Below are 12,500 nucleotides of genomic sequence, written 5' to 3'. Positions count from 1 at the left end.
GTTGCGCTCGTTGCGGGACTTAACCCAACATCTCACGACACGAGCTGACGACAACCATGCACCACCTGTCATCCTGTCCCCCGAAGGGGAACGCCCTATCTCTAGGGTTGTCAGGAGATGTCAAGACCTGGTAAGGTTCTTCGCGTTGCTTCGAATTAAACCACATGCTCCACCGCTTGTGCGGGCCCCCGTCAATTCCTTTGAGTTTCAGCCTTGCGGCCGTACTCCCCAGGCGGAGTGCTTAATGCGTTTGCTGCAGCACTAAAGGGCGGAAACCCTCTAACACTTAGCACTCATCGTTTACGGCGTGGACTACCAGGGTATCTAATCCTGTTTGCTCCCCACGCTTTCGCGCCTCAGCGTCAGTTACAGACCAGAAAGTCGCCTTCGCCACTGGTGTTCCTCCACATCTCTACGCATTTCACCGCTACACGTGGAATTCCACTTTCCTCTTCTGCACTCAAGTCCCCCAGTTTCCAATGACCCTCCACGGTTGAGCCGTGGGCTTTCACATCAGACTTAAGAGACCGCCTGCGCGCGCTTTACGCCCAATAATTCCGGACAACGCTTGCCACCTACGTATTACCGCGGCTGCTGGCACGTAGTTAGCCGTGGCTTTCTGGTCAGGTACCGTCAAGGTGCCGGCAGTTACTCCGGCACTTGTTCTTCCCTGACAACAGAGTTTTACGATCCGAAAACCTTCATCACTCACGCGGCGTTGCTCCGTCAGACTTTCGTCCATTGCGGAAGATTCCCTACTGCTGCCTCCCGTAGGAGTCTGGGCCGTGTCTCAGTCCCAGTGTGGCCGATCACCCTCTCAGGTCGGCTACGCATCGTTGCCTTGGTGAGCCGTTACCTCACCAACTAGCTAATGCGCCGCGGGCCCATCTGTAAGTGATAGCCGAAACCATCTTTCAGCATAGCCTCATGAGAGGCTGTGCATTATCCGGTATTAGCTCCGGTTTCCCGAAGTTATCCCAGTCTTACAGGCAGGTTGCCCACGTGTTACTCACCCGTCCGCCGCTGACTTCAGGGAGCAAGCTCCCATCCGTCCGCTCGACTTGCATGTATTAGGCACGCCGCCAGCGTTCGTCCTGAGCCAGGATCAAACTCTCCATATAAGAGTAAGATTTAGCTCTGATAAAAATAAGATTTACGTTGACGTTTTTTGTTCGTTCAGTTTTCAAAGAACAATCTCTATCGCCCTGAAGCGACTTAACTATAATAACATTTTAATCAGTCGCCGTCAACACTTTTTTTGAAGTGTTTTTTCAGGCTGTCCTCAAATGTGATTTGCTGACTTGATTGATTATAGCAGGATATCAGGTGCTTTACAAGGACTTTTTTATATTCCTATCAATCTTTATTTTTCACAGTTCCATTCATACAATCGTCAGGTCAGTGATCATCTTCACCTAAAAACAAAGCCGGCATCTGCCGGCTTCTATAAAACTTCCTCAATATATAGATGTCTGCTGCTTTCCAGGCGGAGGATTTCATCTGTTGCGATGATTTTAATCATCGGCCGCGTCGGATGCTGTTCTTCAATAAAGAGTATTTCAGCTCTTCTTCCATCTGATAGAATGACTCTGCTTCCGATAGAGAAGGTGATGAGTCCTGACCCCAGTGCCTGGATGGCCTGGAGATCATATTTCCCGAAATCATCCTGCATCATCATCTCAAGCACTTTAAATGGGGAACGCTTGAGACGGTACTGCCTTTCAGATGTCATGGCATGGAAGGTGTCTGCAACTGCTATAATTTTGGCGATAGGATGGATCTTATCTGATTCCCCGAACGGATATCCGCTGCCATCCAGCCTTTCGTGATGCTGGAACACGGCAACCTTGGTGCTTTCCCTTAAGAGCGGCAGGTTTTGGATCATTTTATAGCTGTAGGCGCAGTGGTTTTTGATTTCATTGAATTCGCTTTGGGTCAATGAAGTCTTTTTATTGATGATAGCAGGGCTGATTTTTGCCATCCCGCAGTCAGCAAGACAGCCAGCTAATGCAATCTGGACAATGTCCCCCTTGCTGTAGTTGAGTTTTTTTCCGATAAAGGCGCTCAAAAGCCCTACTGCAATCGGATGCTGATAAAGGTAGTCGGCTTTTGTGGAAAAGTGATAGAGCGAAAATAGTTCTGCCGGATTGGCTTCCGTTGCTTCGATAAGCGGAATCAGGATGCTTCTGATTTTCGAGATATCTATCTGCATGCCTGACTGCCAGGCAGTGAATTCCTTTTTAAAGTCCTGAACAGACCTCAGGAACAAGTCAGCACCCTTTAGGGAGGTATTCACCTGGCTGGATGGGCTGCTGTCCTTTTCTTCATCTGCCCCCATTCCATAAGGATAGAACGGCATGCCATCAGAGAGAGTCTTCTCCACTGCGGCATCTTCGATGAAGAATGCCTTCATCACTTCAAGCAATTCTGCTGTCAGGACTGTTTTCTTTTTGATGATCGGACGGTTTGTCAGACTGAAGATATCCTCAGCCAGTATGCATCCTTCTTGCAGGTCATTTAGATTTACACGCACAAGCTGCACCCCAATTAAGTCTTTTTTACTATTTTACTTTATTTTGCCAAAAAAAAGGAACACAAAATTTGTGTTCCTCTCAATTCTTGATTATTCATTTTCATCTTCGGATGGAGCCTCTGCAGTTTCTTCAGCAGTTTCAGCATCCAGAATTTCTTCTTCTTCAGCCAGGGCCTCTTCAAGCTTTTCTTCTTCTTTTTCGACCTTGGCGACGGTTGCGACATATTCACCTTCGCTGTCATTGATGCGGATCAGCCTTACACCTTGTGTGTTCCGGCCCATCGTAGATATATCTCCGACCGCCATGCGGATAAGCACGCCGCCTGTTGTGATCAGCATGATGTCTTCTTCGCCTGTGACCACTTTAACTGCCACAATTGTTCCGTTCTTATCAGTGATATTGCCTGTCTTGATTCCTTTTCCGCCTCTGCCCTGGACGCGGTATTCCATCTCAGGGGTCCTTTTTCCATAGCCTTTCTTTGTGACCATGAGGATCTCTGAGTTTTCCTCGAGCACTTCCATTCCGACCACTTCATCATCGCTGTCCAGGGTAATCCCTTTGACGCCGGTGGCGGTACGGCCCATGGATCTGACATCTGTTTCAGGGAAACGGATCAGCTGCCCGTTTTTCGTGCCGATGATGATTTCCTTGCTGCCGTCTGTGAGGCGGACGGAAATCAGTTCATCGCCTTCACGCAGGTTCAGTGCGATCAGGCCGTTGTTGCGGATATTTCCGAATGAAGTAAGCGGGGAACGCTTTGAGATACCTTCTTTCGTTGTGAAGAACAGGAACCATTCGTCCACAAACTCTTCAACCGGAATGACGGCATTTACCCACTCATCTTTATTGATGCCAAGCAGGTTGATGATCGGGATCCCTTTGGCCGTACGGCTGAATTCAGGGATCTCGTATCCTTTGGCACGGTACACCTTCCCTTTGTTCGTGAAGAAAAGAAGGGTATTGTGGGTGGACGTTGTGATCAGGTGCTCAACAAAATCGTCCTCATTGGTTCCCATTCCCTGGATTCCGCGGCCTCCGCGCTTCTGGGCCCGGTAGGTCGATACAGGAAGGCGCTTGACATACCCGTTATGCGTGAGTGTAATGACGATGTTTTCACGCGGGATCAGGTCTTCATCCTCTATCTGTTCAATACCGCCTGATACAATTTCTGTGCGGCGCTCGTCATTGAAGCGCTCCTTGATTTCTGTAAGCTCTTCTCGGATGATTTCAAGCACCTTTTCCTCGTCTGCAAGGATTGCCTCCAGCTCGGCAATCAATTTAACAAGGCTCTGATATTCATCTTCGATCTTCTCGCGCTCAAGGCCTGTCAGGCGCTGCAGTCGCATATCGAGGATGGCCTGTGCCTGCTTATCGGATAATTCAAATTGAGTCATGAGCCCTTCTCTGGCAATCTCAGTTGTCTGAGAGCTGCGGATCAGGCTGATGACTTCATCCAGATGGTCAAGCGCGATGCGCAGGCCCTCAAGGATATGAGCCCTTGCCTGGGCTTTCCTCAGCTCGAATTCCGTCCTGCGGCGGATGACTACCTGCTGGTGGTCCAGATAATATTTCAGGCATTGCTTCAGGTTCAGAACCTTCGGCTGGCCATCGACAAGTGCGAGCATATTGATGCCGAAGCTCGTCTGCAGGGCCGTCAGCTTATATAAATTGTTAAGGATGACACTTGCGTTGGCATCCTTGCGGACCTCGATGACAATCCTCATCCCGTTCCGGTCGGACTCATCCCTTAAGTCAGTGATGCCATCGACCTTTTTGTCGCGGACAAGCTCGGCGATTTTTTCGATGAGCCTGGCTTTATTGACCTGGTAAGGGATTTCATGGACGATGATCGTCTCTTTGCCGTTTGATTTTGTCTCGATATCCACCTTTGCCCGAAGCGTGATGGAGCCGCGGCCTGTTTCGTAAGCCTTGCGGATTCCGCTGCGGCCAAGGATCATGCCGGCTGTCGGGAAGTCGGGGCCAGGGATGATTTCCATCAGCTCCTGAATGGTGATATCAGGCTCCTGGCTTATTGCAAGTACGCCGTCAATGATTTCCCCAAGCTGGTGCGGAGGGATGTTGGTTGCCATCCCTACGGCAATCCCGGTGGTTCCGTTCACAAGCAGGTTAGGAAACCTGGCCGGCAGGACAACCGGCTCTCTTTCTTCGCCGTCATAGTTATCCTGATAATCAATCGTATCTTTATTAATGTCACGGAGAAGCTCCATGGAGATTTTGGACATACGGGATTCTGTATAACGCATGGCTGCTGCAGCGTCGCCATCAACAGAACCGAAGTTGCCGTGTCCATCGACGAGCATATAGCGGTAGTTAAAATCCTGCGCCATCCGGACCATTGTTTCATAAACGGCAGAGTCGCCGTGCGGATGGTATTTACCTATAACATCGCCGACAATCCTGGCAGATTTTTTATAAGGCTTGTCTGAGTGCATGCCAAGGTCATGCATCGCGTATAAAATACGGCGGTGCACCGGCTTTAGTCCATCACGGACATCGGGCAGCGCCCTTGAAACGATTACACTCATGGCATAGTCAAGAAACGAAGACCTCATTTCCTGGCTTATATTTATTTCTGTTACACGGGAACTAGGCGTCTCAGCCATAGAAGGTACCTCCTTATAGGAACATCGCAAGGCGTTTCAGCTCAATAGAGCCGGTGGCGCCTGGTGCCATAACATTTATCGAAGTTCATATGCCGCCGCAGAGCCCGAAGGAGGACAGGCAGCATTTTTGGAAAAAGGGACTCCCCGGCAGATATCATAATCAGCCGAAAAAAGAGCCATGATATAAAAAGCAGGATAGAGGGCGTCATTCTATCCTGTCCTGAAAATTAGATGTCGAGGTTTTTAACGTATACCGCGTTATCCTCGATGAACTGCCTGCGCGGCTCAACTTTGTCGCCCATAAGGATTTCGAATGTTTCATCGGCTTCGATTGCATCTTCAAGGCTGACCTGAAGGAGCGTCCTGGTGCCTGGGTCCATTGTTGTTTCCCAAAGCTGCTCAGGATTCATTTCCCCAAGACCCTTGTAGCGCTGGATATTCGGTTTCGGAGCCTTCGGAAGCTCTTCGAAGATCTGATCAAGCTGCTTATCATTATAGGCATATTCCACCCGCTTGCCCTGCTGGACCTTATATAGCGGCGGCTGAGCGATATAGATATAGCCTGCTTCAATGATCTGCCTCATATAGCGGTAGAAGAACGTCAGGAGCAGTGTCCGGATATGGGCACCATCGACGTCTGCATCGGTCATGATGACAATTTTATGATAACGTGCCTTGGAAATTTCAAAGTCATCGCCAATCCCTGTACCGGCAGCCGTTATGATGGCCCGTACCTCGTTATTGGAGAGGATCTTATCCAGGCGGGCTTTTTCAACATTGAGGATTTTACCCCTCAGAGGAAGGATGGCCTGGAAGTGGCGGTCACGGCCCTGCTTGGCGGATCCTCCGGCAGAGTCACCCTCAACGATGTACAGTTCACTGATGGAAGGGTCCTTTGAAGAGCAGTCTGCCAATTTACCCGGCAGGCTTGATACCTCCAGAGCACTCTTTCTTCTTGTCAGCTCGCGGGCTTTTTTCGCAGCAAGCCTCGCCCTTGCAGCCATCAGCCCTTTTTCTACAACCTTCCGGGCAACCTGCGGGTTTTCCATCAGGAATTTTTCGAAATGGTCTGAGAAGAACGTGTCAGTGACTGTCCTTACTTCCGAGTTGCCAAGCTTCGTTTTTGTCTGCCCCTCGAACTGGGGATCCGGATGCTTGATCGAGACGATTGCTGTGAGCCCTTCACGGACATCCTCTCCGGACAAATTGGCATCACTGTCTTTGAAGATGCCATTTTTCCTGGCATAGTCATTGATCACCCTCGTCAGGGCTGTCTTAAAGCCGGACTCATGGGTTCCGCCTTCATATGTGTGGATGTTATTGGCATAAGAATAAATATTGCCAGTAAAGCCGTCATTATACTGGATGGCAACCTCGACGGTGATGCCTTCCTTTTCGCCTTCAATATAGATCGGTTCTTCGTGGAGGACTTCCTTCGTCCTGTTGAGATGCTCAACATAGGACTTGATTCCGCCTTCATAGAAATACTCGCTCTTTTTATTTTCGGCGCGCTTGTCTTCAATTGTGATTTTCAGGCCGCGGTTCAGGAAAGCCAGCTCCCGGATCCGGTTTGCCAGTATTTCATATTCGTATTCAAGCGTTTCGGTGAAGATTTCGCCATCAGGCTTGAAGTGGATCGTTGTCCCGGTTTCTTCTGCTTCCCCGATGACTTTCAGATCCGCAGCAGGGACGCCGCGTTCGAACTTCTGGTAATGAAGCTTGCCGTCACGGCGGACAAATACCTCAAGCTCTGTTGACAGGGCATTCACGACAGAGGCGCCAACACCATGCAGACCGCCGGAAACTTTGTATCCGCCGCCGCCGAATTTACCGCCGGCATGCAGGACGGTCATGATGACCTCGACTGCCGGGCGGCCCATTTTCTCATGGATGCCGACCGGAATTCCGCGCCCGTCATCCACTACCGTGATGCTGTTATCTTTTTCAATGATGACATTGATTTCTGAACAATATCCGGCCAGGGCTTCATCTATACTGTTATCAACGATTTCCCAGACTAGATGGTGCAACCCTTTGCTGCTTGTTGAACCGATATACATCCCCGGACGCTTCCGGACTGCTTCGAGCCCTTCCAGAACCTGTATCTGATTCTCATCATACGATTGCTCCTGAATAGCCTTTTCCTCCATTGACACATCGATCACCTACACTTTCCATTTGCATTACTCGCTTTATTGCACAGTGAAAATCTATAAGAAAACCTGAAATTAGCTGCCAGGCACAGGGCCCCGCTTCCAAGTTGATATTTTTAAAATTCCTGAACAGTCAATTTATAAGAGCGTTTCTTCAATGTTCCGGAGGCTAGGGGGGAATAATAGACTTTATCGCCAGTGACTACGATAGACTTGAAGGATCCTTTGGAGAGGTTGACGACCTGGTCGTGCTGCTGAAGGAACTCTTCAATGTATTTGGATGAGCTGACGCTTTGTTTGTCAATGATGGCGATAATATCCCTTGTTCTGACAAGTATGTCTTCTCCTATGTGGACGTACACACGATCACCTCACTGGATTTTTTTCAGCGTACCTGCCTCCACCTCGAATGCAGCTGCCTCTTTCAGCGTCTGATGGTCGATCCCGTCGACGCTTGTTGTCGTCACAAAGGTCTGCACTTTGCCCTGGATCGTGTTCAGCAGGTGGGACTGCCTGTAATCATCCAGCTCTGACAGTACATCATCAAGCAGGAGAATGGGGTATTCGCCGATTTCAGAGTGGATCAGCTCGATTTCCGCCAATTTCAGAGAAAGGGCGGTCGTCCTCTGCTGGCCCTGGGAGCCGAATGTCTGGACATCCCTGCCATTTACATAAAAAGCCAGATCATCCCGGTGGGGGCCAAACATGGTGACTCCCCGGTCGATTTCCCGTCCTCTGACTTTTTCAAATTTTTCCTGGTATACTTTTATCATTTTCGACAATTCCTGGCCATCTGATACATCGGCAGACGGCTTATACTCAATCTTCAGGGTCTCAAGGCCCCTTGATATGCCTTCATGGATCGGCATTGCCCATTTTTGGAGGAGCTTAAGGAATTCGAAGCGCTTCGCCACGATCCTCGCCGCCATCTCAATGAACTGCTCCGTCAGGATTTCCAGCATCGCCTGATCGGTCTGCTTCCTTGTCTGCAGAAGCTTCAGGTAGTGGTTCCGCTGCTGGAGGATTTTATTGTATTGGCCGACATCGTGCAAATAAACCGGCGATACCTGGCCGATTTCCATATCAATAAAGCGGCGTCTGACCTGGGGGCTCCCTTTGACAAGGTGGAGATCCTCAGGAGCAAACATCACTACATTCATATTCCCGACATATTGGCTCAATCTCTGCTGCTCAATATGGTTGCACTTCGCCTTTTTCCCCTTTTTGGAAATGACGAGCTGCATCGGCAAAGGTCCATGATTTTTGCGGACCCTTCCTTCTATTTTAGCATAATCCTCATCCCACCGTATAAGTTCTTTATCATTTGACGTCCGGTGGGACTTCGCCATTGCCAGCACATAGATGGATTCCATGACATTCGTCTTGCCCTGGGCATTCTGGCCGATTATGACATTCACTTTATCTTCAAACTGAACCTCAAGCGATTCATAGTTCCGGTAATTCCTTAAGAGCAACTGCTCAATAAACATAGGCCATACATCCTTTTAGCATCTGCTACTCTGTCACCCGGAAGGCGCCGATGCCCGGTATTTCCACCTTGTCGCCGGAACGGAGCTTCCTTCCCCGCCTTTGATCCTGTTCATCATTAACAAACACTTCGTATTCACCCAGGAACCATTTCGCCATTCCGCCGGTCTGGATGAGATCGGCCACCTGGAGGAACTGGCCCAGTGTGATATATTCCGTTGAGATTTGGATATCCGTCATTTGATCCACTCTTTCATTTTCCAGCCAAGCTCCTAAAAGGGGGGGCGGAAATTATTTTAAAGCGTGATCCCGGACATATAGTTCCGGAGAATTCTGAAGGGAAGAATTTCAGTCTGGCCGATTCTTTCCCAATACTTTATTTTACTAAAAAATTGCACCATTTACAAAGAAAAGAGGAAATTTTTATGTGCCAGTTACTGGTGTCCGATTCTCCGTTAAAGCAAAAAAACCGCCGTCAGGCAGTTTTTTCGCAATAGTATACAGGAAGTGACGGATTAATAAGTCCTTACCGGCAGAATCAGCTGGAGGATTGATTCATCATTCATCGGGCGGATGACGAACGGCCTCATAGCTCCTGTGAAGCTGACTTTGATTTCAGTTCCTTCGAGGGCCTTCAAGGCATCCATCATATATTTTGCACTGAAGGAAATTTTCAAGTCTTCTCCCTCTATGAACTGGCTTTGTACTTCCTCCACTACTTTTCCGATTTCCGGTGTATTGGAGGATATTTCAACCACACCATCCTCGATGGTAGAGAATTTCACGACATTGTTTCTCCCTTCCCTTGCCAGCAGGGAAGCTCGGTCGATCGCCTGCAGGAATTCCTTCGTCTGCATGCCAATCTCCGTCTTGCTTTCATTCGGGATCAGTCTTGTGGTATCAGGATAGTTCCCTTCAAGCAGCCTTGAGAAGAATAAAAGATTTTCAGCTTTGAAGAGCACCTGATTTTCTGTAATAACGATATCGATCAGGTCATTATTGTCATCGAGGATTTTGCTCAGCTCGCTCAGGCTTTTGCCTGGAATGACTACATTATAGGATTCGTTTGCTTCTGTTTCGACCTTTGCTTTCCTTAGCGCAAGCCTGTGGCTGTCTGTTGCAATACAGGTCAGCTCGGCATCTTCCACCTTCCAGTTTACACCTGTCAAGATAGGGCGTGTTTCTGAGGTGGACACTGCAAAGACTGTCTGGCGGACCATTGCCTTCAAGAGGTCGGTCGGGATGCGGAAGATCTTTTCTTCAGACAGCTGCGGCAGATGCGGATATTCTTCAGCATCCAGGCCGTTCAGGTTAAATTCGGATTTGCCCGAGCGGATTACGGTCTGCAGGTGGTTTTGCACATCGATCTCGACTTTGTCTGTAGGCAGCTTTTTTACGATTTCACTGAAAAACTTTGCCTGCAGTACGATGGAGCCGGTTCTTGAGATTTCAACAATTTCATTGCCATCGGATTCTTTCGGGATGAAAGATTCAATGGAAATATCGGAGTCGCTGCCTGTTAAGGTAACTCCTTCCTCTGATGCGACAATTTTTATTCCTGTTAGGATCGGGATCGTCGTTCTGCTTGTCACGGCTTTCATGACATCCTGGACACTTTGGACTAATGAATCGCGCTGAATTTGAAATTTCATTTTTATCCTCCGGATTGGCATATTTTTTTACTGGCTGAATATATATATATTTTGTTTTAAAAGATAGTAATAGTACTAGTAGGGCCTGTTAGTATGTGGATAACTCCATTTTTGAAAGGAAACACAGCCTATCCACATGTGGACAGACTGTGTGCAAAGTATAAAAAGTTATTCACATTTCTTCTAAACTTTCAACAGCTCATTCAATTCCTTCAGCTGCTTCTGGAGCTGCGGATCTGTCTGGAGCAGCTTTGAAATCTTCTCATGAGCATGGATCACAGTTGTATGGTCGCGCCCGCCAAATTCCTCGCCAATTTTAGGCAGGGAAAAATCAGTCAGCTCCCTGGAGAGGTACATCGCAATCTGCCGCGGGAAAGCAACAGACTTTGTCCTCTTCTTTGCCTTGAAATCCTCAAGCTTTACACTGTAATGCTCCCCGACCGTTTTCTGGATCTCATGAATCGTGATGACCTTCGGCTTGGAGCTTGGGATGATGTCCCTCAATGCTTCTGCTGCCAGATCGGCGTTGATATCCTTATTGATTAAAGAAGAATAAGCTACTACGCGTATAAGTGCACCTTCGAGTTCCCGGATATTTGAATCGATCTGATTGGCAATATAAAGCATGACTTCATTCGGGATATCAAGCCCTTCAGCTTTTGCTTTCTTTCGCAGGATGGCAATCCTTGTTTCCAGATCCGGCGGTGTGATATCGGTAATGAGCCCCCACTCAAACCGGGAGCGGAGACGGTCTTCAAGCGTCGGAATCTCTTTTGGAGGCCGGTCACTGGAAATGACAATCTGCTTGCTTTCTTCATGCAGTGTATTGAATGTATGGAAAAATTCTTCCTGGGTCTGTTCTTTTCCGGCCAGGAACTGAATATCGTCAATTAAGAGAACATCGACATTTCGATATTTATTGCGGAAATCGACAGCTTTGTTGTCGCGGATGCTGTTGATGAACTCATTCGTAAATTTCTCGGAAGACAAATAAACCACTTTAGCAGCTGGATTATGATCTTGTACATAATGGCCGATCGCATGCATAAGGTGGGTTTTTCCCAGTCCGACTCCCCCATAGATGAACAGCGGGTTATAAGCTTTGGCAGGCGCTTCGGCTACTGCCAGTGAAGCTGCGTGGGCAAAGCGGTTGCCGGAGCCGATGACAAAGGTATCAAAGGTGTATTTTGGATTGAGCATATTTAAGGGAAGTTCAGGCTGGTCATCATCCTTTTTCCCTTTTTTCGGCGGGACCGGAAGATCAACCTCTTCTTCGCCCTGGTTCTGCGGAATAATGAATTTAACCCCCAGTTCCTCTCCCGTTATGTCGTAGAGAATCCCGGAAATCAGCTGCGAATAGCGTTCTTCCAGCCAATCGCGCGCAAACTCATTCGGTGCCGTGATGATGAGCAGGTCTCCCTGGAGAGAATGTGCCTTGGTCGATTTCAGCCATGTGTCAAAGCTTGGCTTGCTGATTTTTTTTTCGATATTGGCCAGAGCATTATTCCAAAGATCCGCAATGTTTTCCAACAGGTATCCCTCCTTTTCTGTTAGTTTCGTCCAGCAGAACGATGGGTTATACAAGTTGTACAACCCTTATGTGATCTATATACGAAACTGTTTGTGTGGATAAATATATAATAAGGAAACAATTCGGGATTTCGACATTTTCCCCGGATTGTGGACAAAGTTCATCAAAGCCTCTGAATAACCTGTCCACATGTTATCCACAATCTGTGGATAAGGAAGTTATGCACAATATTTATTAAGTGTGAAAACACAACTATAATATCAAATAATAGTAAGCCATGCAATGGTTTTTAATGCTTTATCCACAAAGCCGGATTCCTGTGCATATTAATTGTCCACAAGCAGTTAGTCTGTTAAAAACTTGTCATAGCCCCTGTGGATAGTGAAAATCTTGTCGAAAATTTATCCACAAAAGCCGTTAAAAGCAGGAAGCAGGAAAATTTAACAGCAGCTAATTTAAAAAAGGGTCGTGACATTCAGTCGGAAAAAAGGTAAAATTTCAAAGGTAGCAAAATGGAC

The 12,500-nt window shown here is 48.0% G+C and carries 8 protein-coding genes and 1 rRNA gene (1 of these 9 running past the window's edge); all 9 read right to left on the bottom strand.

All coding sequences use genetic code 11. The features are described 5' to 3' along the window. Positions 1-1,121, bottom strand: a 16S ribosomal RNA gene (locus N288_RS00050) (it extends 429 nt beyond the left edge of the window). Positions 1,122-1,444: 323 nt separating this feature from the next. Beyond that, a complete protein-coding gene (locus N288_RS00045; protein WP_009791664.1) occupies positions 1,445-2,542 on the bottom strand; it encodes an HD-GYP domain-containing protein in 1,098 nt (365 codons plus the stop codon). Positions 2,543-2,623: 81 nt separating this feature from the next. Then, a complete protein-coding gene (gyrA, locus tag N288_RS00040; protein ID WP_009791665.1) occupies positions 2,624-5,158 on the bottom strand; it encodes a DNA gyrase subunit A in 2,535 nt (844 codons plus the stop codon). A gap of 227 nt (positions 5,159-5,385) precedes the next feature. Then, entirely contained in the window at positions 5,386-7,308 is a 1,923-nt protein-coding gene (gene gyrB / locus N288_RS00035; protein ID WP_009791667.1) for a DNA topoisomerase (ATP-hydrolyzing) subunit B, read from the bottom strand. Between the two features lie 119 nt (positions 7,309-7,427). Then, the gene (gene remB / locus N288_RS00030; RefSeq protein ID WP_009791668.1) at positions 7,428-7,673 is read right to left on the bottom strand and encodes an extracellular matrix regulator RemB; all 246 of its coding nucleotides are present in this window, start codon (positions 7,671-7,673) and stop codon (positions 7,428-7,430) included. A 9-nt stretch (positions 7,674-7,682) separates the two neighbouring features. Next, positions 7,683-8,801 (bottom strand): DNA replication/repair protein RecF, encoded by a 1,119-nt coding sequence (gene recF, locus N288_RS00025; RefSeq protein ID WP_009791669.1) that lies wholly within the window; start codon positions 8,799-8,801, stop codon positions 7,683-7,685. A 25-nt stretch (positions 8,802-8,826) separates the two neighbouring features. After that, entirely contained in the window at positions 8,827-9,039 is a 213-nt protein-coding gene (gene yaaA, locus N288_RS00020) for a S4 domain-containing protein YaaA (protein ID WP_009791670.1), read from the bottom strand. Positions 9,040-9,314: 275 nt separating this feature from the next. After that, positions 9,315-10,451, bottom strand: a complete 1,137-nt coding sequence (dnaN, locus tag N288_RS00010) for a DNA polymerase III subunit beta (RefSeq protein WP_009791671.1) — start codon at positions 10,449-10,451, stop codon at positions 9,315-9,317. Positions 10,452-10,634: 183 nt separating this feature from the next. Continuing rightward, positions 10,635-11,981 (bottom strand): chromosomal replication initiator protein DnaA, encoded by a 1,347-nt coding sequence (dnaA, locus tag N288_RS00005; protein WP_022543190.1) that lies wholly within the window; start codon positions 11,979-11,981, stop codon positions 10,635-10,637. Between the last annotated feature and the right edge of the window lie 519 nt (positions 11,982-12,500).

Origin of the sequence: Bacillus infantis NRRL B-14911 (assembly GCF_000473245.1) — a bacterium.
Taxonomy (GTDB): Bacteria; Bacillota; Bacilli; order Bacillales; family Cytobacillaceae; genus Bacillus_AB; species Bacillus_AB infantis.
Note: the sequence above shows the minus strand (reverse complement) of the source record. Positions and strands in the feature narration are given on the sequence as shown.